Source organism: Methanogenium cariaci JCM 10550, assembly GCF_001315945.1.
Lineage (GTDB): Archaea > Halobacteriota > Methanomicrobia > Methanomicrobiales > Methanomicrobiaceae > Methanogenium > Methanogenium cariaci.
The window spans coordinates 1-20,567 of the sequence record NZ_BBBG01000015.1 but is presented as its reverse complement, the minus strand read 5'-3'; the positions used below and the strand labels follow the sequence as shown (position 1 = coordinate 20,567).

At 53.4% G+C, this 20,567-nt stretch carries 27 protein-coding genes, 1 tRNA gene and 3 pseudogenes; 9 read left to right on the top strand and 22 right to left on the bottom strand.

Annotated features, from left to right (window positions below):
- Nucleotides 1–147 precede the first annotated feature (147 nt).
- The 15 genes and pseudogenes from JCM10550_RS11665 to JCM10550_RS25135 form a co-directional block, all read right to left on the bottom strand.
- Nucleotides 148–345 (bottom strand): ATP-binding protein, encoded by a 198-nt coding sequence (locus tag JCM10550_RS11665; RefSeq protein ID WP_062399359.1) that lies wholly within the window; start codon nt 343–345, stop codon nt 148–150.
- The gene (locus tag JCM10550_RS11660) at nt 335–781 is read right to left on the bottom strand and encodes a sensor histidine kinase (protein ID WP_172673879.1); all 447 of its coding nucleotides are present in this window, start codon (nt 779–781) and stop codon (nt 335–337) included. Before JCM10550_RS11660 ends, JCM10550_RS11665 begins: the two co-directional genes overlap by 11 nt.
- The gene (locus tag JCM10550_RS11655; protein WP_245619115.1) at nt 712–2,529 is read right to left on the bottom strand and encodes a PAS domain S-box protein; all 1,818 of its coding nucleotides are present in this window, start codon (nt 2,527–2,529) and stop codon (nt 712–714) included. The genes JCM10550_RS11660 and JCM10550_RS11655 overlap by 70 nt, the downstream gene beginning before the upstream one ends.
- Complete coding sequence (locus tag JCM10550_RS18925; RefSeq protein ID WP_157200211.1) at nt 2,493–2,852, bottom strand: hypothetical protein; 360 nt, start codon at nt 2,850–2,852, stop codon at nt 2,493–2,495. The genes JCM10550_RS11655 and JCM10550_RS18925 overlap by 37 nt, the downstream gene beginning before the upstream one ends.
- Complete coding sequence (locus JCM10550_RS11650) at nt 2,803–3,552, bottom strand: PAS domain-containing protein (protein WP_062399353.1); 750 nt, start codon at nt 3,550–3,552, stop codon at nt 2,803–2,805. The genes JCM10550_RS18925 and JCM10550_RS11650 overlap by 50 nt, the downstream gene beginning before the upstream one ends.
- 53 nt (nt 3,553–3,605) lie before the next feature.
- Nucleotides 3,606–3,851, bottom strand: a complete 246-nt coding sequence (locus JCM10550_RS11645) for a PAS domain-containing protein (RefSeq protein WP_062399351.1) — start codon at nt 3,849–3,851, stop codon at nt 3,606–3,608.
- A gap of 32 nt (nt 3,852–3,883) precedes the next feature.
- Nucleotides 3,884–4,099, bottom strand: coding sequence for a hypothetical protein (locus JCM10550_RS11640; protein WP_062399348.1), 216 nt, complete (start codon nt 4,097–4,099; stop codon nt 3,884–3,886).
- A 91-nt stretch (nt 4,100–4,190) separates the two neighbouring features.
- Nucleotides 4,191–4,979 carry a PAS domain S-box protein gene (locus tag JCM10550_RS11635; protein ID WP_281175382.1) on the bottom strand — a complete coding sequence of 263 codons (789 nt, stop codon included), beginning with the start codon at nt 4,977–4,979 and terminating at the stop codon, nt 4,191–4,193.
- A complete protein-coding gene (locus JCM10550_RS11630) occupies nt 4,976–5,191 on the bottom strand; it encodes a hypothetical protein (RefSeq protein WP_062399344.1) in 216 nt (71 codons plus the stop codon). The genes JCM10550_RS11635 and JCM10550_RS11630 overlap by 4 nt, the downstream gene beginning before the upstream one ends.
- Nucleotides 5,192–5,730: 539 nt before the next feature.
- A complete protein-coding gene (locus JCM10550_RS11620) occupies nt 5,731–6,471 on the bottom strand; it encodes a hypothetical protein (protein WP_062399340.1) in 741 nt (246 codons plus the stop codon).
- Between the two features lie 178 nt (nt 6,472–6,649).
- Nucleotides 6,650–7,312, bottom strand: a complete 663-nt coding sequence (locus JCM10550_RS11610; protein ID WP_062399336.1) for a phosphate uptake regulator PhoU — start codon at nt 7,310–7,312, stop codon at nt 6,650–6,652.
- 1 nt (nt 7,313) lies between these two features.
- Nucleotides 7,314–8,081, bottom strand: a pseudogene (gene pstB / locus JCM10550_RS11605) (phosphate ABC transporter ATP-binding protein PstB).
- A 2-nt stretch (nt 8,082–8,083) separates the two neighbouring features.
- Nucleotides 8,084–9,962, bottom strand: a pseudogene (gene pstA / locus JCM10550_RS11600) (phosphate ABC transporter permease PstA).
- Nucleotides 9,963–10,101: 139 nt separating this feature from the next.
- Entirely contained in the window at nt 10,102–10,500 is a 399-nt protein-coding gene (locus tag JCM10550_RS25140) for a substrate-binding domain-containing protein (protein ID WP_281175381.1), read from the bottom strand.
- The gene (locus JCM10550_RS25135) at nt 10,437–10,961 is read right to left on the bottom strand and encodes a substrate-binding domain-containing protein (RefSeq protein WP_281175380.1); all 525 of its coding nucleotides are present in this window, start codon (nt 10,959–10,961) and stop codon (nt 10,437–10,439) included. The genes JCM10550_RS25140 and JCM10550_RS25135 overlap by 64 nt, the downstream gene beginning before the upstream one ends.
- 235 nt (nt 10,962–11,196) lie before the next feature.
- Here JCM10550_RS25135 and JCM10550_RS11590 point away from each other — a divergent pair, with 235 nt between their 5' ends.
- Nucleotides 11,197–12,144, top strand: a complete 948-nt coding sequence (locus JCM10550_RS11590; RefSeq protein ID WP_245619114.1) for a phosphate uptake regulator PhoU — start codon at nt 11,197–11,199, stop codon at nt 12,142–12,144.
- Nucleotides 12,145–12,280: 136 nt separating this feature from the next.
- Nucleotides 12,281–12,352 (top strand) — tRNA-Ile (locus JCM10550_RS11585).
- A gap of 178 nt (nt 12,353–12,530) precedes the next feature.
- On the opposite strand, the gene JCM10550_RS11580 is transcribed toward JCM10550_RS11585, so the two are convergent.
- The 4 genes from JCM10550_RS11580 to JCM10550_RS18920 form a co-directional block, all read right to left on the bottom strand.
- The gene (locus JCM10550_RS11580) at nt 12,531–12,863 is read right to left on the bottom strand and encodes an EamA family transporter (RefSeq protein ID WP_062399334.1); all 333 of its coding nucleotides are present in this window, start codon (nt 12,861–12,863) and stop codon (nt 12,531–12,533) included.
- A 70-nt stretch (nt 12,864–12,933) separates the two neighbouring features.
- Nucleotides 12,934–13,407, bottom strand: a complete 474-nt coding sequence (locus JCM10550_RS11575) for a DMT family transporter (protein ID WP_062399332.1) — start codon at nt 13,405–13,407, stop codon at nt 12,934–12,936.
- Nucleotides 13,408–13,615: 208 nt separating this feature from the next.
- Nucleotides 13,616–13,789: a hypothetical protein gene (locus tag JCM10550_RS11570; protein WP_157200209.1), complete on the bottom strand. Its 174-nt coding sequence runs from the start codon at nt 13,787–13,789 to the stop codon at nt 13,616–13,618.
- Nucleotides 13,753–14,271: a hypothetical protein gene (locus JCM10550_RS18920; RefSeq protein WP_157200208.1), complete on the bottom strand. Its 519-nt coding sequence runs from the start codon at nt 14,269–14,271 to the stop codon at nt 13,753–13,755. Before JCM10550_RS18920 ends, JCM10550_RS11570 begins: the two co-directional genes overlap by 37 nt.
- Before the next feature lie 148 nt (nt 14,272–14,419).
- Here JCM10550_RS18920 and JCM10550_RS11560 point away from each other — a divergent pair, with 148 nt between their 5' ends.
- Entirely contained in the window at nt 14,420–15,001 is a 582-nt protein-coding gene (locus tag JCM10550_RS11560) for a bile acid:sodium symporter family protein (protein ID WP_062399327.1), read from the top strand.
- Entirely contained in the window at nt 14,992–15,417 is a 426-nt protein-coding gene (locus JCM10550_RS11555) for a hypothetical protein (protein ID WP_062399326.1), read from the top strand. The genes JCM10550_RS11560 and JCM10550_RS11555 overlap by 10 nt, the downstream gene beginning before the upstream one ends.
- A 138-nt stretch (nt 15,418–15,555) precedes the next feature.
- Here the strand turns inward: JCM10550_RS11555 and JCM10550_RS11550 are convergent, their stop codons facing one another.
- Both JCM10550_RS11550 and JCM10550_RS23140 read right to left on the bottom strand, forming a co-directional pair.
- A complete protein-coding gene (locus JCM10550_RS11550; RefSeq protein ID WP_062399324.1) occupies nt 15,556–16,446 on the bottom strand; it encodes a hypothetical protein in 891 nt (296 codons plus the stop codon).
- 58 nt (nt 16,447–16,504) lie between these two features.
- Nucleotides 16,505–16,726, bottom strand: a complete 222-nt coding sequence (locus JCM10550_RS23140; RefSeq protein ID WP_245619112.1) for a hypothetical protein — start codon at nt 16,724–16,726, stop codon at nt 16,505–16,507.
- Between the two features lie 2 nt (nt 16,727–16,728).
- On the opposite strand from JCM10550_RS23140, the gene JCM10550_RS11545 reads away from it, so the two are divergent.
- The 4 genes and pseudogenes from JCM10550_RS11545 (at nt 16,729) to JCM10550_RS11530 (ending at nt 18,844) form a co-directional block, all read left to right on the top strand.
- The gene (locus JCM10550_RS11545) at nt 16,729–17,181 is read left to right on the top strand and encodes a GNAT family N-acetyltransferase (protein ID WP_245619111.1); all 453 of its coding nucleotides are present in this window, start codon (nt 16,729–16,731) and stop codon (nt 17,179–17,181) included.
- Between the two features lie 104 nt (nt 17,182–17,285).
- Nucleotides 17,286–17,834 (top strand): annotated as a pseudogene (locus JCM10550_RS25130) (MFS transporter); the annotation flags it as partial.
- A 151-nt stretch (nt 17,835–17,985) separates the two neighbouring features.
- Nucleotides 17,986–18,606 carry an MFS transporter gene (locus JCM10550_RS11535; RefSeq protein WP_083475477.1) on the top strand — a complete coding sequence of 207 codons (621 nt, stop codon included), beginning with the start codon at nt 17,986–17,988 and terminating at the stop codon, nt 18,604–18,606.
- Complete coding sequence (locus tag JCM10550_RS11530; protein ID WP_062399318.1) at nt 18,572–18,844, top strand: hypothetical protein; 273 nt, start codon at nt 18,572–18,574, stop codon at nt 18,842–18,844. The genes JCM10550_RS11535 and JCM10550_RS11530 overlap by 35 nt, the downstream gene beginning before the upstream one ends.
- Nucleotides 18,845–18,881: 37 nt before the next feature.
- Here the strand turns inward: JCM10550_RS11530 and JCM10550_RS11525 are convergent, their stop codons facing one another.
- On the bottom strand, nt 18,882–19,523 hold the full coding sequence (locus JCM10550_RS11525) for an NAD(P)H-dependent oxidoreductase (protein ID WP_062399316.1): 642 nt from the start codon (nt 19,521–19,523) through the stop codon (nt 18,882–18,884).
- 113 nt (nt 19,524–19,636) lie between these two features.
- On the opposite strand from JCM10550_RS11525, the gene JCM10550_RS11520 reads away from it, so the two are divergent.
- Nucleotides 19,637–20,209, top strand: coding sequence for a Yip1 family protein (locus JCM10550_RS11520; RefSeq protein WP_062399314.1), 573 nt, complete (start codon nt 19,637–19,639; stop codon nt 20,207–20,209).
- Nucleotides 20,210–20,567 lie beyond the last annotated feature (358 nt).

The window sequence follows — 20,567 nt, the reverse complement described above, 5'->3', positions numbered from 1 at the left end:
TATCTGCTGTTGCAAGGGGGGGATTACTCTTAATGCGTTGAACGCTTCAATCAGGTCATCACTTAGTTGTACCATCGTATAACTCCGACTGAATATTGGTAACTGGAAAAGAAAAAAGATGCGGGAATGATCTTCAGACCGCTACCCTCATGGTACCGGAAACGTCATCACCCAGGTCGTACCTTCACCACGGACCAGTTCAATCGTCCCCCCCATCTGGGCGGTGACGACACTATAGACAATATTCATTCCCAGAGACGGCCGCCGGAAGGGATCCACATCCTCCGGTATTCCCACCCCGTTATCAGTGACGGAGAGCACCTTCTTTTCATCATTACATTCCATTGAAATGGATATTTTCCCCCGCATCCCGTCCTTCAAACGCATATTTGATAGAATTGGTGATGAGTTCATTAACAATGAGGGAATAGAGAATCCCGGAATTCAGGTCAAGGGTGCAGCCATACGCATCGACATCCACCTCGATTGTTTTTCCGACAGAGAAGTTCGGTATGATCTCGTTCACCAGTGCCGTCAGGTGATCGTGAGCATCGATGGTGGCAATATGCCGTGAACGATAGATACTCTCATGGACCATCGCCATGGAGATAATGCGGTTTGCCGTCTCCGTCAGCGATGCAACGGCCTGTTCATCGTCAAGGGTTCGCATCTGCATCTGGATCATTGACGATATGAGAGCGAGGTTGTTTTTTACCCGGTGATGCACTTCCTGCAGGAGCATCGTCTTATCTGCAAGCGACTGCTGGAGGGCACCCTCCACCTCCCTGCGCCGGGAGATGTCAGTGACAAATATGCAGGCAAACTCCATATCACCGAGATGCACATAATCGACCATAACATCTGCCGGGAAAAAGGTATCATCCCCCCCCGTCCCTGTACAATCTCAAACTGGTGATTTTGACTGACACGGATATCATCCCAGAACTCCTGCCATCGGGTGGGAGTTAAAGACGGACGTATCTCCATGATATTCATCCCGAGGATGGTCTCCTCCGGGATGCGCAGCATCTCCACCGCCTGGGCATTGATATAGATCACGTCCCCCCCGGTGCGGCTGATCCAGCCGATGCCAATTGTCGCCTGATCCACCGTCAGTCGGGTGATGGTGAGCATCTCTTCATACGCCTTGCGCTTCGTGATGTTAATGACAGTGCCGATGAGAGCTGGTCGCCCGCCATATTCACCGGATGAACCGAATATCTCAACCGGGAAGATAACTCCTTTTTGGGTGATCCCCCCCTGCATCTCAAGATGAATCTCATCACGTTCACCCGTAGTGCATTCCCTGAATTTCAGAAACATCTCACGGCGTATATCAGGTGCGATGACCTTCACTGCCTCCATCCCGATCATCTCTTTAATCGAATATCCAAAGAACCGGGAACTGGTATCATTGACATAGACAAACACTCCGTCCTGGATGATATAGGTGCCAATGCTGGGATTCTCTGCCACCAGCCGGAACTTAGTCTCACTTTCCCGCAGGGCATTCATGGTGCAGACCCGCTCGGTGATATCGATGATCGTTCCGAGGGAACGCAGATGACTGCCGTCGGTCCGATAGTAATGGCTGCCCCGGCAGTAGAGGTGCAGAGTCTCACCACTTTCTTCCAGAACAGCCTGGAACTCTTCGGAAAATTCACTCTGACGGTCTACAGACTCATGGAACTTTGCAGCCAGCCGGTCGCACTCATCCGGATCGATCTGCAGGCCGTCCTGTTCAAGAAAGGTGAACCAGCAGAGGGGTGTGCACATATTTTCAGTCCGTGTAGCAGCCATGCACTGACTGTCGCATTCCCAGTAGCGGATACGGGCAATACGCTGTGCCTCATTCACTTTCCACTCGCGTTCAAGCAGTTCGTTCTCTGCCTCCTTGATTTCGGTGACATCCAGGACAATCCCCCCCACGCTCTTCCGGGGCACACCCTGGTTATCAAAGATTGTCTGGCACCGGCTGTGAAGATAGCGTATTCTCCCTCCCAGCAGCTGAACACGGAGGACGATATCAAATGGCACATATTCCTCCAGGTGGCGGGTATATGCCTCTTCCACCATTGCGATATCTTCCTGATATACAAAATCACGAAGGAATTCTTCTGATGTAGTCGGTACGACCATCCCCCCCTCAAACCCAACGGTATGCAGGTTATCACAGTCAAAGGCATAGCGATCTTCAGTGATATCATAGGTCCATCCGCCCACCTGGGCGATATCCTGTGTCTCCCGCAGCTGCTCCTCACGCTCTGCCAGAGCCTCCATCGCCTCACGCTGTTCATTGATATCCATAATGGTACCAATCATCCGCTGGCCACTTCCGGAGGGATCCTCTGAAACAATGACACCGCGTCCCCTCACCCATCTCCAGGTAGTGTCTCTGTGGCGGAGCCTGCACTCACAGAAGAGCGGTGCTCTCTTGTGGGCAACGTAATCCTCCAGTACCTGTCGTAATACAGCATGATCATGCGGATGGATCAGTGCCACCAGTTCACTGAAGGTTCCGACCTCCATCTCCTCCGGCCCGGTTCCCAGAATTTCTGCAAACCGTGCATCACATACCATGTGATCAGATACCATATCCCAGTCCCATATGCCCAGATCCGCCCCCCCGCAACCGCAAGGGATAGACGCTGTTCACTCTCGCGGAGGGCATCCTCCACGGCCCTCCGGTCGGTAATGTCACGACAGGAAACACAGGAGAAAGCACGTGAACCCACCTTCACATAGTTTTCCACGACTTCAACGGGGGGGTAAACAGAACCATCACGTTTTCGGTGCAGGGATTCATGGATGTGGTATTTTTTTCCCTGAGATATGCCCAGTGGCGCTGCCACTTCTCCGGGGGGGATATGCCGGATCGATATCACCTATCGTGAGCCCCGTGAGTGTCCCTTCCGTTCCATGGGCATTTACTGCCTGCTGGTTGGCGTAGAGAACCTTTCCGTCCGGGTCGATGTAGAGTACCTCATCACGGAAGGTTTCAACAGCAATCTGAGTCTGAAGAAGTTCCTCCTCCGTCTGCCGCACATCGGTAATGTCCTGTATCGTGCCAAATATCGGTGAGATATCCCCCCCTTCGTTATCAATCCCCGGCTCGACCCATGCCTTAACCCAGACTTCAGAACCCCCCCCACGCGCAATAACCCGAAAGATATTGTTGTATGCATAGTTTTCCTGTACAGCAGCCGCGAATTCCGCCTCCACCTGCTCACGTTCATCCGGGTGAATAAACCCACAGAATTCATGAAATGTGTAGACAGGTTCCTCATCGTAAATATTCAGAATCTCGTAGATGCCGGCATCCGGGAGGAGGAGATCATTTTTCCGATCAAATTCATAGTAACCAAGGCGGGCGACCTTCTGGGCATCCCGGAGAAGACGGGCGGTTCTCCGGAACTCCGTCTCGGCACGTTTCTGGAGAGTGATATCAGAATGGGTGCCAATAAACCGGCCGCTCCTGCCATCCGGCTGCCAGCTGATCACCTTTCCCCCCCGGCTCCGGATCCACCGCCAGGTCCCGTCGGCCGCCCGCATCCGGTAATCACTGAAGTATTCCTCACCGGATTCAAGGCATTCACCGGTCTTCTTCAGTACATCCTCCTCTCATCGGGATGAAGATGTGCGATCCAGAAGGCATAGGGATCATCCGGCAGGTCACCCTCATACCCCAGCATCGTGTACCATTCTGCTGAAACGGTCATGAACCGCTCCGGAAGATAAAGGTCAAAGACACCGAGGTTCAGTGCCTCAATCACCAGCCGGTATCTTCGTTCCGCCTCCAGCAATGCCATCTCCGCCTCTTTTAGAGGGGGGGATATGTCAGTGGAAAGCATCCCGACCGCCCGGACACTGCCTCCCGAGCTCTTTACCGGATACAGAATGGTGTCATAGAAGTGATCATCCCCCCCCGATCCTCAAAACGCACGGGCAAACCGCTCTTCAGTACTGTGGCAAACCTGTCGCACAAAAACATCTTAAATTCATCCGTTCTTCCGGAGACCTCAATGATATTCTTTCCGGAGAGATCATCAGTATCCATCCCGGATGCAGCGGCAAACGAATGGTTTGCCGTTATAATCATCCATCCGGCCCGGCAAGTGCCTGATATGCGTCCAGGGAATCCACGAGTGAACGGAGGTCCTGTCTGCTCCGGCGCAGGGCACGAACCGCATTCAGTCGGTCGATGGCCGCACCCGCCTGTGCGACCAGTGCTTCGATAAGACGGCGTTCGGTATCGGGGATATCGGAAGTTCCATAGGATGAAAGCAGAAAGATGCCCAGTAGCGCATCGTTGCCCCCCCGCACAGGCAAAATCCCGAACATCTTCGGATTTTTCCCGAACTGCGGATCATGCCTGCACGGACAAGCTCTTGTGCAGACCCGTAGACAGGCTTCCATTCCGGCATTGCCGTAATCCCATCGGATGCAATTCGTATTGTTTCATTTTTACTCAGGAATCCGTCGGAAAAACCGGCGCTGTAGAGAAGGGAAAATGAGGTGTCATCCTCTCCGGCAACATAAAATGCCCCTGCATCAAGGCTACTGATCTCCAGGGCAAACCCAATAACCATCCGGACCGCCTCTTCACTGTCTCCGGCATGATTCAGGGAGACGGCCACATCACGCTGGGCCTTCAGTATCCTGTCCCGGTGAGATCTCTCGGTCACATCAGTTGCGGTTGCAAGAATAATCGGCCCGGACTCAATCTCTAAGAGATGTACCTTCACCTCCACCGGCATCTCCCTGCCGTCTTTTGTGATATTCAATAACTCAAACTCCCCATATGCATCCATATTCTGCTTTTTGAGCCTCGCGTGCAGTTCCTGCATATAGTCTTCAGGCACGATGTCAGCAGGGGGGGTCATTGAGAGCAGTTCATCCCGGGTATACCCGACCGCCGCACACATCCGGTCATTGACATCCATAAACCGTCCGGGAGTAGCGTCAGGGTTTAGTTCTATCGTGAATGCGGCGTTGAAAGATTTTCAAAGAGGTTGCGATAGGTATTCTCGGTGTTTTTGAGACGAGCAGAGAGGGCAGATACAGCCACCCCAATCAACAGGAATACCAGTACATGCTTGAATGCCACAAACATACCTGCCGGAACCGGGGGGGAAATAACAATCGCATACGATACCAGATACAGTGCAGATACAAACGCCGCAAACCACATCCCCCGGCGTGGATAGCAATACGAATAGCCGATAATAAGGACGCATAACATATGGGGGGGAGATCTGATTCATGCCCTGCGGAAAGTGCCACTGTGATGATGAATCCGACTACCAGTGAACCGGCAATAATAAGGATATTCCGGGAGGGAGAGTCTTTCGGGATTTGTAATCGGGCGAACGCCATGAAATTCCTCCGGCTGTCCCATAAGATCACACATCAGGCACCCAGTATGCACAGAGGGCCGGAGGGTAGGTACAAACAGCCGATAATTGGTATTTTATATCAGGGATATATTATCCCTTTGGATCGGCAAAAAACGGCATATTGAACATTTATTTAATATTAGAGAACATATCGGGATTTTACGTACCAGGGCATGCCATTCCGGCATCCGTTCATCATTGATATACAGGCCAAAGACCGGCAGGTATCTGCACAGAAAGAAAAGGGATTGACAGCATATGTAATTGCAGGATTATCCAAACACCCGGATCTAACAGGAGAGCAATACGAAAAAAGCGAGAGAACAGAGAATGGTCAGGTGACCATCACGGATGACTCCGGGTCAAAGGGATTGGTCCGCATCGCAAGAGAAAAGAGATAGGGGTAGTCTCTCTTCAGGTAGTGCATGTATGCAATCCACTCATGGATCAGGAGCCCGTAGACCCGTTTGACATCCCCGCCGAGATGGGATATATCTGAGGCCGGACATTCAATAATAGGACCACGGCGGCTGAGCTCTTCGGTGAGATGGAAGGTGGCCCGCAGCAGTTCGGTGAAGTCCTCATGCTCCAGCAGTACTGGATTTTCCAGCATCCGGACAAGGAAGTCCTCGCGGTCCAGAAGGAATCCGCGGAGGCGTTCGAGGTCAAGGGTGCAGGTATCGATATCGAACTGATATGATTTCATCCGGACCGCCACGGCGCTGAAGTTCTCTTCATTCCATGCATCGGTCATCACCAGTTCGGACCGGATGGATTCGAGGTTCGGGTCATGGCTCGCAAAACAGGTGATGAGTGTCGTCCCCACCCGTGAAAAAAACGTGCCGATAACCATATTCATCTTCTCCAGTCTCTGCTTTCGTTCCCGTTCCTCAAGCAGACGGTGTATGACCAAGGTGACAATCAACACCTCAACGGGGAGAAATGCCAGTTCATGCAGACCGAAGACACCAATGTGATGCAGGTCATGAAACAGCAGGTAATGCAAGAAGTAGAGCAGGGCCGAGGCGATGATGAGGGTGACGGCAATGCTGATCAACCAGTTTTTATCCTTCATAATATGTGTTCACCAACCCGGGTAGCGGGTTCCTTCACTCCTTCCTGTTCTGATTCAGGGCGGTAATAAATCAAACCCAAAAAAGAGCGGAGAGAAGAGACAGGAGGAAGAGCAGACGGGGGGGGTCCATTCCCCGTCAGTCGATTCTGCTGTTTTGCGCAGGTTACCCCCCCCATCCCTACCGGATCTCCACACGCGTGCCTTCCACCATGAAAGTAATTTTCTCTGCCATAATGCAGGCATGATCCCCCCCACAGCGTTCCAGATGGCGTGAGGCGGTGATGCACTCGATGCCGCCGGGTATCATGCGGGGGGGATCTTCCATCATATAGGTAAGACATTCCCGGAGGATGCCGCTCTGCATCGCATCCACCCGATCGTCACGCCGTCCCAGGGAGACCGGATCGATCACCGATGACGTCTCAAAGGCGGTGATGACATCCGCAAGCATTGCAACCACCATGTCAGCCATCACCATGAGATTGTCCATCGGCACATGCTGCGTCCCGTTCTTCACCGTCAGTACGTTCTTTGCAAGACCCTTCCCTGCCCTCCCCCCCACCCGGTACAGGGAATAATTCATCACCGTGTAACAGACGACCCGCCGGAGGTCTGCTGCCACCGGGTGGTAGAGCACAAAGATATGCATAATGCGATCTTCAATCTCCTCATGCAGTGCTGAAAGACGGATTTTACGGTCCATGACATCATTGGCCAGTTCCTCATCCGTTGAGTTCAGGCATTGCATGCCGTCGGTGAGCATCCCCACGGAATGCTCTGCCAGGGTCAGGAGACGTACCTGAATGGCATCCAGTTCCTCATGAAATGTTTCAAATGTCATCTTATCCAAACCTCCCGGTGATATAATTATTCGTCAGTTCGCAGTCCGGGTTCTCAAAAATTTTGGTGGTCTTTCCAAACTCGATGAGTTCCCCCCATGTACATAAATCCGGTATAGTCACTCACCCGTGCCGCCTGCTGCATGGAATGGGTCACGATGATCACGGTATACTGGCTCTTGAGCTCCTCCATCAGCGTTTCAATTTTTGCGGTCGCAATCGGGTCGAGGGCGGAACAGGGTTCGTCCATTAAGATGACGTCCGGGTTCACGGCAAGCGTGCGGGCGATGCAGAGACGCTGCTGTTGTCCCCCCCGGAAAGACCCATCGCAGAGGCATTGAGGCGGTCTTTGACCTCGTCCCAGAGGGCGGCCTGCTTCAGGCTCTCCTCGACAATTTCCTCAAGGGTTCTCCAGTCACGAATGCCATGCATTCGCGGGCCGTAGGTGATGTTGTCATAGATTGACTTGGGGAACGGGTTGGGCCGCTGGAATACCATACCAATCTTTTTTCGGAGCTGTACCGGGTCGACGGAAGGGGCGCAGATATCCGTTCCGTGATACATGATCCCGCCTTCGATTCGGCAGGACGGGATGAGGTCATTCATACGGTTAAAGCACCGCAGGAGGGTTGATTTCCCACATCCGGAAGGGCCGATGAGGGCGGTGATCGTCTGTTCGGGGAAACTGACCGAGACATCTTTCAATGCCGGAGTGTCCCCCCCGTAGCAGAGGTTTACGTGCTGTGTTTCAATTACTGCTGAAGTGTCCATTGTTACCACCGGATACGTCTCTGATAGTGTGTTCTGACGGCGATTGCCACAAGGTAGATGGCGGCCACCAGTGCGACGAGCACCAGTGCGGTCCCGTACTGGTTGGTCTCTGCACCGGGGACGTTGGTCGCGAGGATGTAGAGATGATATGGCAGGGCCATGACCGGGTCCGAGAGAGATGACGGCAGGAACCGGGATGAGAAGACCACTGCGGTGAACATGATGGGAGCCGTTTCACCTGCGGCACGCCCGATAGAAAGGATTGCACCGGTGATGATACCCGGCATCGCGGGGGGGAGCACCACCCGTGATATGGTCTGCCATGGGGGTGGCACCCAGAGCAAGGCTGCCTTCCCGGAGGGAGGCGGGTACTCCCCCCCGGAGCGCCTCTTCGGTCGTCCGGATGATGGTCGGGAGGACCATCAGGGCAAGTGTGATCTGCCCGGCAACGAGGCTGACGCCGAAGTTGAGGTATATGACGAGGAAAGAGAAGCCGAAGAGGCCGAATACGATGGACGGGGGTGCCGTTTAAGAGGTCCACACCCGACCGGATGATTCTGGTGACGACATTCTCGCGGGTGTACTCGACGAGATAGATGGCCGCACCGACCCCCCCCACCGGCAACGCAATCGCAATCGCTCCGGCGACCAGGTACAGGGTGCCGACAATCGCCGGGAATATGCCCCCCCCTTCCCGTCCGAGCGCCCGCGGGGGCCGTGGTCAAAAATTCCCAACTGATGGCGGGCAGGCCGTTGATGACAATATAGCCGAGGATGACGGCAAGTGCCGCAAGCACCACGGCGAGGGCCACATAGAGCAGGGAAAAGGCCATTGTCTGCTGGTGCCGTGGCTGAATGCGGGACGAAATATACCACCAGAAGGCACCGACAAGAGCGAACACACCGGCCGCCGGAGGGGGGGAGATAGCCACGGCCACTCCAAGGAGAAGGACTGCCGCGACAGATATGCTGATCTCCCGCCGGTAGCGGGAGAAGAGTGCTGCAAGCCTGCCGGGCCCGTTGCCGGTGCCGGTCTGTTGTGCACGGATGCGACGGAGAACCTGCATGGCCGAGAGATTGACAACAAGCGTGATGAGAAGCAGAAGCAGGGCAACCCCAAAGAGGGCATGGTAGTGGGTGCTGCCGATGGCCGTCTCTCCCATCTCAATGCCCAGCGTGCCGGTCAGGGTCCGTATGGGAGAGAGGACATCATACAACGGATCCGGGATGATGGGGGGGGCATTGCCGGTGACCATCAAAACCGCCATCGTCTCGCCGACCGCCCTTCCGATACCAAGGATGAGTGCTGCGGTGATGCCGGAGAGAGCGGCGGGAACAACGACCTGTGAGATCGTCTGCCACCGGGTGGCACCAAGGCCGAGGGATCCCTCCCGGTATTCCTTTGGCACCGCTGATATGGCATCTTCCGAGACACTGATGATCGTGGGAAGGGCATGATGCCCAACAGGACAGAGCCTGCAAGCCAGGTTTCACCGGTAGGAATAGAGAAATTCACCCGGATCAGATCGGTGAGCACGATCAAACCAAAAAATCCGTATACAACAGATGGAATACCTGCCAACAGTTCAATTGCAGGTTTGACAATTGCCTTCACACGGGGGGGTGAGGCAAGTTCTGCAATGACAATCGCACAGGCAATACCCAGGGGGGGGCTGCGATGACCATCGCACCGATGGTCACAAGGATGGTGCCGACCCACAACGGGAGCGTGCCATATGCCGGTAGCGCACCGGTCGGGTTCCAGACTGCACCGAAGAGAAACTCCCCCCCCGGAGTGACCGTGGCAAAGATAGGCAGGCCGTCTTTGACCAGAAAGGCAAGAATGAAGAATACACTGAGTGCGCCGAAGGCGGCTGCCATGAACCAGACGGACCGGATGATCCGTTCTTTCAGGTATGCATTCCGACCCGCAGAGAGTTCTGCGGATACCGGAGGAGCAGCGATAGCCGGTTGTTTCTGTTCCATAATATACACAAAAAGAGGGAAGAATGGTGCAGGTCTATTCAGGCAATCGGAACAAATCCTTCTTCAGCAACCAGTGCCTGTCCGTCAGGCTCATGATGAAAGAGAGGTATGCTGCGGCAAGACCTTCGGGCTGCCCCCCCACGGTGAACATGTTCAGACCACGGGCAATCGGGTATTCACCGGAGAGGACGGTTGCAACACTTGCGTCAACCGTTGCACTGCCGGTGTTGACGGGCACTGCCTTCACGGCCCCCCCGTCCACGTAGCCAAGTCCCACATAGCCGATGGCACCCGGAGTCTGGAATACGGTCTGCCGGACCGCACCGTTCGAGTTCTTCTCAAGCTGCTTTGTGGTGAAGTCTTCCTTGTTCATGACCGCATCGTGGAAATATTCACGGGTACCGGAGGCACTGTCCCGGCCGACAACGACGATGGTCTCATCCGGGCCGCCGACGGCATTCCAGCTGGTGGTCTCACGAGGTAGATGGATTTGATCTGCTGAATGCTGAGGTCGGTGACGCTGTTGGACGGATGGACGATGATGGCAATGGCGTCCTTTGCAACGACGTGCTCCACCAGATCAGGGTAGGTCTCAGATTCTGATGATTTCAGGTCACGGGAGGCCATGCCAATCTCTGCGGTGCCTTCACCGACCGCCTTCACGCCCACGGAAGACCCGCCGCCGGATACCTGTATGTCAGCGTCCGGGTGTGTGTCCATGTAGGCTTCAGCGGCAATCTGTGCAAGCGGAAGGACCGTAGTTGAACCGGTCACCGAGATGGTCTTTGTCCCGGCCGGGGCAGGACCGGAGTCAGTACATCCGCAGACAAACGCGGTGACAAGCAGAATGACTGCCAGTGCAGATGTAATAGAGGATTTTGAACGCAGATTCATGATGGGTTTTCTCCATATCAGAAAGGCAGAGACCAATATATATTCATGACCGACATTCAACATACTCAGCATATTTGAGTACTTACCCAAATATACAAAACATACTGAACATATCAGTTGGCGGAAATACCATATACCATATGCGGGCAAATACTGACAGAATGGCTGACATGGAGATCCGTAAGGTCCAGCGGAGTGGCGGTTCCTCAATGATCGTCTCCCTCCCGAAAAATGGGTGGATGCGACCAACATTCAGAAGAATGACCCGGTGGGCCTGATCATCCAGAGTGACGGCACTCTACTGGTGACCCCGAATACCACCGGCGTGCAGATGCAGAGAAAAAAGGTTTTTCCGGTGGATGCAGGAACGGATCACACGCTCCTGCTCCGGGAACTGGTAGGAGCCTACATATCCGGCTACACCGAGATCGTGGTTCGTTCCCGATACCGTCTGCCTGCGGATATCATCGAACAGGTGCGGAATTTCACCACGATGTCCATCGGGCAGGAGATTGTGGAGGAGACGGATACCGATATCACGGTGAAGGATCTGCTCAACCCGACGGAGATGCCGATGGAAAACTCCCTGCGCAGGATGGCAGTCATTGCGACCAAGATGAGTGGGGATGCAGTCACCGCCCTGCGGGACCGGGATTCTTCCCTTGCCACCTCGGTCATTGAACGCGACGGCGATGTGGACCGCCTCCAGTGGCTGGTGGCCCGTCAGGCGAATCTCATCTTCTCTGACGTGAACCTCTCCCGGCGGATGGACATTCCGGCTGCGACGGCCTCCGGGTATATCCAGATCGCAAAGATCATTGAGCGTATTGCAGACCACGCCACAAAGATTGCCCGAAATGCCATCGAACTCGCGGATTATCCCCCCCTTGACAACGTCATCGGGGGGGAATCCATCCAACAGGCAGAACGTGACGCGATGGCCATCTTCCGGGCCGCAATTGAGGCGTTCCATTCCGGCGATCTGGAACAGGCAAACACCACCATCGGCCATACGAAAGATCTGGAGGAACACTGCCGGGAGATAAACCACATGGCCCTCTCGTTCGAGGCGGCGGATGCGATGCACTTTGTATACATCACCGACTCCCTCCGGAGGATGGGAGACTATTCCACGGATATCTGTGAGCACACGATCAACAAGATCGTAGGATCAGACGCATAGCGCCTGGCAAAACCGGATACCCGGATATACCAACGAGGACCTCGTTCATTATTTCCACAGGGTGCCGGAAGGGGGGGCCGACATCTCAATACATTTTTAGCCATGCATGACATAGAGAATATGCACATTTCACTGAGGGCCTGTAGCTTAGTGGTGGAGCGTCCGGCTCATAACCGGACGGTCATGCGTTCGAATCGCATCAGGCCCATTTCTGTTTTTTGATATCTCCTAAACCTCCGATCACACGAGATCTCTTCAGCTCCTCTCTTCATTGATATATTACACACGATGTCCGCTCACCCATACGAAGAGGAGGGGGGGCTACCGGCACCGGTGGATGGAATGTACTTACGCCGTTGGCGGGTCGGCAACGTAGTTTGCAAGTATCACCCCCCCGCAACAATCAGGACAGTCGCTACAGCATGATAGATGAGGAACGTCTCCTGCAGGACGAGCACCCCCCCGGCGGCAACTGCGACCACGACCGAGAGAGTCTGGATGATCCCTACCCGCGCCGCCTCCAGTTCTTTCAGACTGTACATCGCAAGAAATGAGGTCGCAATCGAAGTGAAGAGGGCGAGGTACAGGGTCTCGATGAGAAAATCTGTGTTTCCAAGCAGAACGAGCGTGCCATCAACATCCAGGCCTTCGCACCCCCCCACCGCGAGAGTGCAAAAGACCAGGCACCCGAAGAGCATCATGAGAAAGGTGAGGCTCACGGGTCAATGGTGCGTGAGACACGGCGGCCCATCACGATATAGAGGGAGGTAGCAAAGACCGAGAGAACCGTCAGGACCAGGCCCGGAGTACTGACCCCCCCGGAAATACCGGCCCCCCCTCCATCAGGAAAAGGCAGACAATTCCTGCAATTGACACGAAAAAGCAGAGGAACTGCTTTGCATTGACACGCTCACTCAGAATCACGATGCCAAGTATACCTACACAGACCGGCGTGATGGCCTCGATGATCCCAGCCTCCGATGAAGAAATATAGAGGAGACCAAAGGCCTGGAGAGAGAAAAAGAGAACAGGTTGGGCAATAAGGAGGATCATGAGATCCCTGAATCCACTCTGGGGGAGACGCACTCTGATGACACTGGCGGCGACTAAAGCCAACATCACCAGAAAGGAAAGGGTAAACCGGAAGGCAAGCATTGTGAACGGTGCAGCAGCATCCAGGGACTCCTTGACGAAGAGAAAACTCAGTCCGATAAATGAGGCAAACAAGATGGCGGCAACATACGCAAGCGTCCTCTGATCCATAGAACCCACAAAGGTTTGGGGATCAGACAGATACGTCTTTTGAAAACTGCCGGATGGATGAAGACGGGGTTTACCTGTTGAGAGATTGGTGCACCCCCCCGGACGCCCACTATCCCCCCCATGACTGCCTCAACACAACAGGCAACGGCGGCGAAATATCTGAGATCAATAAAAAAAGAGAGAAAATCAGGGCATTCACCACCGAAGGTTACTTTTCTCCGGTATTGGTCAGTGACCGGAGTGCGTTGTCCCCGTTCAGCGACCCGACGATGTCCTCTTTCCGGTGGTGGCGGAAGTAGAAGACACCTATAATGGCGACGATGATGGAACCGGCGAGGACAAACATCATGTCAAGCATGGTGTCTTCCAGACCGTTCTGCATTGGGCCGGCAAGGGATCCGCCGAAGATATTGTCCACCAGAAATTCATATATCTCCCAGAACGCACCAAGGGCCACCCCCCCGAACATGATGGTAAACCCGATAATGAAGGGGGGGCGGTGAGGTTCATATTCCAGTAGCGGTCAAGGAAGATGACGCCTAAAAAGCCGAGCAGAGCAACGGTAGTGCCGGAGACGAGATGAGCTATTTTGTCATAGTAGGGGGGGTAGAACATCTCATAGTAGCCCTGAATATACCCGGCCGTATGAAACCAGAGGGCAAGGGCGATCAGAAAGAAGACAAACCACGGGAAATGGATGTTCATCCGGTGGGCAATGATGAAGGGCACCAGGGTCGCCAGAAACATGATCAGGGCCGAGAAGAACCCCCCCGCGAGGTTTCCGGTTACGAAGGCATAGATGCAGTTCAGGCCGATAAGGGTCTGAAAGAAGTATGCCAGGTACATACCGTACTGCGTTTCCATGGCACTCTTATCACCACCAATGGCTATAAATGCATTTCGTCAGGGGAGTTTTTTCCGGTTTTTTTCAGATACAGTCCGATTCCCTGGATCCTGCAGACAGGCGGGTTAACAACAGGGATTATATGAATGACAGACCATCTCTGTGCACATGCTTCCGGCCATAGGTCTCACCCTGCCGCTTGAACTTTCCATCTATCTCTTTTTAGTGGCAACGATGTTTTCCATGGGGGGGCTTGGCCTTACCGCCCGCAGGATTGAAGCACCCCCCCTTCGGCATCACCGGCTGATAGGGCTTGCGTTTGTCATCAATCTCATTCTCATTCCTCTGGCAGGCATCGTCGTGGTACGGCTGCTCCCGATGGATATGGATGTTGCGGCAGGCCTTCTGATCGTCGCCTGTGCACCGGGTTCGACCATCGGCCCGAAACTCGCGGAGTTCTCGAAGGGCGACATATCACTTGCCATCCGCATCATGTTCTACCTGAGTGTGCTCGCGATATTCACTACTCCCGTTACACTGACACTCATCCTGCCGGGTACCATCACCGAGCAGATTGACTTTTTCTCGGTGATGACCACCCTTGTCATCCTCATATTCCTGCCCATGGTCGCGGGACTTGCGATCAATTCCCGTTTTCCGGCAGGTGCCGACGGATCCGGAGGTGGGCATATCTCTTCTCCGATCTCACGATCGTCATCTTCGGCATTCTTTTTATCTGGGTGCAGCTGACCGGGGGGGAGGTCAGGTTCATCGATTCGTTCTTCAGTGTCGGCATCGGCGCGACGGCAGCGGTCTTCATTCTGGTGGCATTCTCGATGCTTGCCGGGTATCTTCTGGGCGGCCCGGAGAAACACAACCGGCAGGTGCTGGCCACCAGTTCGGCCAACAGAAACCTCGGCGTCTCCCTCTTGGTGGGCGCAAGTGCCCTGACGGGTCACGGGGGAGGCGTTTCTTATCATCATCGTTTATGCAATCGTCCAGACGCTGGTATCCGGTCTGATCGCCGTGAAGTGGGGGGGGCAGAAGGTGAGACGGGAAGAGAAACAGAAACGAAAAGAGCTGGCCGGGGGGGGATGAGATTACATAATAAATTATTTTCTTTTCTTAACTGGTTTGCCAGTAAGAATATCAATTTCCCCACCTGAAAGCTTTTCAAGATACGTTTTTTTCCTCCCATCACCAGTTTCAGACTTCCGTATCATACCTTTAACAGTTTTTGGCCCCCCCTTTCCAAACATATGTTAAAAAAAGAAACAGTAGAATATAAATATTTTGATTTAACCTTAACAAACAATTTCTAAAACTCCATCAGGATTCTCCGCAATAATCACAACCTCCGGCAGGTCACGGTTGACACCTGTGATAAATTCACAGAAGTATTGTGATTCCAGATTGATTTCAGGATAAAAAAACACAACAATTATCCTGGGATCGTAATGGTTACGATATCTAAAAAGTTTTTGACCGATATCACGAACGTCATTTTTTCGGGTTGGACCCTTGATTTCAATGCAAATATCATCGATAACAATATCCGGTCGTGAAGAGCCCCTCTGATTGGTATCATTTATCGCATTTGGATAGACACTTTTGAGCCATTGATGCAACTGATTGTGATAATCCTCTTCCAATTCATGATTATCACTAAATTTTCGTCTCCTGTTTTGATTATATCTAAACTGAAGGATTTTTTCTACGATTTCATTAAATTGATCCGAATCATTGTTGATTTTATCTGAAAGAAGTGGTCCATTTTCAGTATTATTCAAATTACAAGAAAGGACATTCGGAACAGACTGTTTCACTCTTCTATCAGAGGTTTCATAGTGAGAGATGGATGGTGCAATGCCACGAGAATTAAAGGCCACTCCCATTACTACTAAAATTACTACTGCAACAACTGCAATCCAGACCTGATTCGAAATCAGGACGTTAACAATACCATCAACAGCCCAGACCAGACTCGAAGTAATTCCATTAACAGCCCCATCAACAATAAAGGCAAATGGAGAATGGGGGGGCATAAATGTAATTAAGGAAACCCAGAATATTGAAAATACTCCCGCAATCGGAACGCTCCTAAATTCCTCATAAATCTTTGCAGTCGGAATAATAATGAGAAAAACCCAGACAACTATTGTAATTGAATCCACCAATGGATTAAAATCAATCATATTTCATCATCTGAACAATACCTATATCAGATATATTATTAAATTTTCTAGTTGAATTTTACTTAAGATTCATGCCTCTCGAATAAACACAATAAACCACCAAACCCTTTTCCCCCCCCATTCCTGCATACACCACTACCCCGATGCAGACCACCTGGACTTCTCCCGGCCTCAGTTTCTCATACGTCACGCTCGAAGACCTCATACCCATATCAGAGATGCTGGCAAAGGAGAGTGTCTGCCGCTGGCTCTTCTTTGGCCCGAACACCCCGGAAGTCACCCATGCCTATTTTCTCCCTTTTGTGGACGAAAACACCCTGGCCCTCGCTGAAGAGAGAATGCCCTGCCACTTTGTATTCACCATCCGGGATCGGAAGACGGGAGTCTTCATCGGCCAGTGCGCTCATCGCAGAGGAGTTCTCTCCCGGAGCATACCTTGTCGGCTACCAGATCGACGAGCCCTTCTGGAACAAAGGCGTCGGGTCTGAAGCGGGCACCTTTCTCGTCTGGTTTGCTACCCGCATCGCAGGCGCCTATCGGCTGAACGCCGACACAGCAGCCGGAAACACAGGCTCGGTGCGGGTGCTGGAAAATAGTGGGTTTGTTTCCGAAGGGCGGCAGCGGAAATACTGGCATGTCCGGGGGGGAGAGTATCATGACCGTCTCCTCTTCGGCCTGCTCACGGGAGAGATTGAAGAGGATCTGCTTGCCACTCTCGACCGGCTGTTTTCTTGAGTGACGGGATACTTCTCCGCCATTTCCGGCAACACCTATAAATGAAACAACGGGCATTACTCCGCAGGAGCAGAACCAATGCAATTCGGGAGGGGGGGATCCAGATGGGGGGGCGTACTCACCATCATCTGCCTGGCAGTCTTCATCATGGTCATCGACACGACCATCATGAACGTCTCGATCACCGCACTGGTGAGCGACCTGAACACCGATGTCCCGACCATCCAGCAATCATTGCCATCTATGCCCTCGTCATGGCATCCTTCATGCTCATCGGTGGAAAACTGCAGGACGTTGTCGGGAGAAAAAAGGCATTTCTTGCAGGTGTGGCCATCTACGGTGTGGGAACCTTCACCGCCTCGATGAGCACAAACGCGATGATGCTCCTTATCGGCTGGTCCATTCTGGAGGGCATCGGCGCCATCCTCATGATGCCCGCCACCACCACCTTTCTGACCTCCACCTATGCAGGCCGGGATCGGGCCTTCGCCTTTGGCATGTGGGGGGGCGGCATCGGGGCCGCCGGTGCCGCATTCGGGCCGATCATCGGCGGATACCTGACCACCTACTACAGCTGGCGCTGGGCCTTCCGACTGGAACTTCTGGTCGTGGTCATCGTCCTCATCTTCTCCTATCTCCTCAGCGAATCCTCCCCCCCGACCCTAAAATGGAGAGAACTCGACGTCATCGGCACCACGCTCTCCTTCTTCGGCCTCGGTGCCATCGTGATGGGCATTCTTTTGATGAAGAACGTAGAGGCATGGGGGCTCCATCTCCCTTATTATCGGAACAGGCCTGCTTTTGATGGCCGTCTTCTGGTTCTGGCAGAAACACCGGTTGCAGACCGGAAAAAATCCGCTCGTCGATGTGAATGTATTCAAAAACCGGACATTTACGCTGGGAAACGGCATCGGAACCATACAGAACATCGTCATCGCAGGCTTTCTCTTCATCATCCCGGTGTTTCTCCAGTCAGTAACCGGTGCAAGCGCCTTTGAGACCGGCCTCGCCCTTCTGCCCATGTCGGTGATGATCTTTCTCTTCTCCATCGGGGGGGGCACGTCTTTCGGCGTTTGTGTCCCAAAAATGGCTGCTGGTAAGCGGACTTTTGCTGGCCATCGGGGGGGGTGCGGCGGCGATGCGGGATGTCTTCTCGCTTTCAACCACGATACCGGACATCATCCCGGCAGCATGCTCTTTGGCATCGGGATTGGTGTCATCCTCTCCCAGATCACCAACCTCACCCTCTCTGCCGTGGACGAAAAGCATTCCACTGACGCGGCCGGTGTGCTCAACACCCTCCGTCAGCTCGGCACGTCTCTGGGCACCGCATTCATCGGTGCCATTCTCCTGATTTTCATCTTCTCCGGCCTGCTCTCCGGCATTGCACATGAGTATCCCGAACTCGGGGGATGCCACAGATGAAGAACTCGCAACCATCCTGCAGACCTGGGTGGAGAAGATGCAGACAACAGATATCAGTATGCTACCGGAAGAGACGCAGGAGACGGCAACCCGTATCGCAGATCAGGCGATCTCTGCCGGGATGTACCGTTGTTTTGACGCCATGGCGATTCTTTTGGTGATCGGACTTCTGGCAGCCCTTGCCCTGCCCGGCAGCCCAAAACCCCCCCGCAGAAAAGAAGAGAAAAAAGAGAAATGAACCGGATTCCCCCCCCGTGTTCAACGCGGCCAGACCATCACAGCAGACGCAGATACTCCTCGTAGCGTTCCAGTTCGGCATTGAACTGCAGATCATCCATCACACTTGCATTAAACACATAAAACGTCGGCACCACCTCCATCCCACAGAACTCAAAGGTATTGTGCCAGAGACTCATCAGGTGGTGATTGATGTCGCCATGCGGCCCTCCTTCACTATAGTATTCCGGCGGAGAACCGGCTGTTGTTGAGATCAGGGCCTTCTTACCGGACAAAAGACCATCACGGTAGACTCTCCCTTCCGCCAGATTTACCACAAACCCCTGTGCAAAGACCCGGTCAATCCAGCCCTTCAGAATCGCAGGCATTGAGCTCCACCAGATGGGAAACTGGAAGATGAGGAGATCGGCCCACTCGACCTTCTTCATCTCGGTCTGGATGTCTGGAACCAGTATGCCATTTCGCACTCCCGCGACCTGTTCTCCGGGAATCGAGAAGTATTCCCGGTTACAGGGTCGGGGAAAGTCATCCTGATCAAGAACCGCCTTGAACTTCATTGCATAGAGGTCAGAGACCTTCACGGTATGATCCATATCCTGCAGAACGGAGACGGCCCGGTCCTTGAGCGCCGCATTCAGTGAGGCAGGATAGGGATGGGCATAGATTATGAGAACATTCATTCACAACACCTCAACGTTTGATATGCTCCATTAACGAAATCCAAGGTGATGAAGGTTTCGCACGGAACGATACCAACCAAAAAGTATTGTCGTATTCAATGCAACGATAGGGCATGACTCTGTCGTTCAGTGACCGCATCCGGACCTGTCTTTTTTCCTTTGACCAGGGATTTGGCGAGTACCGGGACGAATCATTCAAAGATGCCTTTGTCCTCTACCTGACGCTGCTCTTTGCCTTTTCACTTCTCATAACCATCGTCATTGCCGCCGGTCTTGTGGTCTTCGGGCCCGCGTTGGAGATACCCGCTGCTGCCCTGCTCTTCATCGTCCCGGCAGTCTTTCTCTCCTCTCTGGTAGGAGGGATCATCTCCCTGTTCATCGGAGCTGCCATCACCCATCTCTTCGTCCTCCTCTTCAAAGGCACCGGCGGCTACCCGGAGACGGTCCGGGCGGCATGCTACTCCATGGTTCCGACACTCCTCATCGGCTGGACCATTATCGGGGCGTTCATCACCCCCCCCTACTGGGGAATGGCCATACAGGTCTTTGCCCTCCACGAATTCCACGGCATATCAAAACTGCATGCCGTTCTGGCCACATTCATCCCGGTTGCAGTCTTTGTGGCACTCTACTATCTGTTCATCATCGCGATGGTATTCGGCACAATAATGGTCAACGCGATGTAACCCCCCCGGTCTGCCAGGGGGGGAGGGGCGAACCGTTCCCGTCGGTTTTGTTTCCACATTCCCACTCCTTTCCGGTTCATTCCACTTGGCCCTCATTTTTTTCAGGCAGTTTCCGCCACCTAAACTGAAAATCTGCCGACATTCAGGTGTTTGAGCATTCCATTTCCACTTTCCGCAGTATCACCCATGCCCCCCCCTGCCATCCACACAGGAAACCGGATCGTGGAATGATACCCCCCCCGATGGGCGGGAAATGCCTGTACTATCTGTACATATATCTATACTACTACCTCTGTTACAAAAAAACCCTCAATTTACTCATTGTTTTGTTCCCACTTTTGGTTGGATTAGGGGGGGG

What these genes read in the sequence shown, in the direction of transcription:
- JCM10550_RS11610 (WP_062399336.1), bottom strand. Translation starts at nt 7,312, where the DNA reads ATGACATTTGAAACATTTCATGAGGAACTGGATGCCATTCAGGTACGT.
- JCM10550_RS11535 (WP_083475477.1), top strand. Translation starts at nt 17,986, where the DNA reads ATGGCCGTCTTCTGGTTCTGGCAGAAACACCGGTTGCAGACCGGAAAA.
- JCM10550_RS11550 (WP_062399324.1), bottom strand. Translation starts at nt 16,446, where the DNA reads ATGATTGATTTTAATCCATTGGTGGATTCAATTACAATAGTTGTCTGG.
- JCM10550_RS11520 (WP_062399314.1), top strand. Translation starts at nt 19,637, where the DNA reads ATGACTCTGTCGTTCAGTGACCGCATCCGGACCTGTCTTTTTTCCTTT.
- JCM10550_RS11645 (WP_062399351.1), bottom strand. Translation starts at nt 3,851, where the DNA reads ATGCTTTCCACTGACATATCCCCCCCTCTAAAAGAGGCGGAGATGGCA.
- JCM10550_RS25135 (WP_281175380.1), bottom strand. Translation starts at nt 10,961, where the DNA reads ATGAATCTGCGTTCAAAATCCTCTATTACATCTGCACTGGCAGTCATT.
- JCM10550_RS11655 (WP_245619115.1), bottom strand. Translation starts at nt 2,529, where the DNA reads ATGGAGGTCGGAACCTTCAGTGAACTGGTGGCACTGATCCATCCGCAT.
- JCM10550_RS11525 (WP_062399316.1), bottom strand. Translation starts at nt 19,523, where the DNA reads ATGAATGTTCTCATAATCTATGCCCATCCCTATCCTGCCTCACTGAAT.
- JCM10550_RS11560 (WP_062399327.1), top strand. Translation starts at nt 14,420, where the DNA reads ATGCTTCCGGCCATAGGTCTCACCCTGCCGCTTGAACTTTCCATCTAT.
- JCM10550_RS11650 (WP_062399353.1), bottom strand. Translation starts at nt 3,552, where the DNA reads ATGCGGGCGGCCGACGGGACCTGGCGGTGGATCCGGAGCCGGGGGGGA.
- JCM10550_RS11665 (WP_062399359.1), bottom strand. Translation starts at nt 345, where the DNA reads ATGGAATGTAATGATGAAAAGAAGGTGCTCTCCGTCACTGATAACGGG.
- JCM10550_RS11620 (WP_062399340.1), bottom strand. Translation starts at nt 6,471, where the DNA reads ATGAAGGATAAAAACTGGTTGATCAGCATTGCCGTCACCCTCATCATC.
- JCM10550_RS18920 (WP_157200208.1), bottom strand. Translation starts at nt 14,271, where the DNA reads ATGGAAACGCAGTACGGTATGTACCTGGCATACTTCTTTCAGACCCTT.
- JCM10550_RS11575 (WP_062399332.1), bottom strand. Translation starts at nt 13,407, where the DNA reads ATGGATCAGAGGACGCTTGCGTATGTTGCCGCCATCTTGTTTGCCTCA.
- JCM10550_RS11630 (WP_062399344.1), bottom strand. Translation starts at nt 5,191, where the DNA reads ATGTGGTTTGCGGCGTTTGTATCTGCACTGTATCTGGTATCGTATGCG.
- JCM10550_RS11570 (WP_157200209.1), bottom strand. Translation starts at nt 13,789, where the DNA reads ATGCAGAACGGTCTGGAAGACACCATGCTTGACATGATGTTTGTCCTC.
- JCM10550_RS11640 (WP_062399348.1), bottom strand. Translation starts at nt 4,099, where the DNA reads ATGATTATAACGGCAAACCATTCGTTTGCCGCTGCATCCGGGATGGAT.
- JCM10550_RS11530 (WP_062399318.1), top strand. Translation starts at nt 18,572, where the DNA reads ATGAGTATCCCGAACTCGGGGGATGCCACAGATGAAGAACTCGCAACC.
- JCM10550_RS11545 (WP_245619111.1), top strand. Translation starts at nt 16,729, where the DNA reads ATGCCTATTTTCTCCCTTTTGTGGACGAAAACACCCTGGCCCTCGCTG.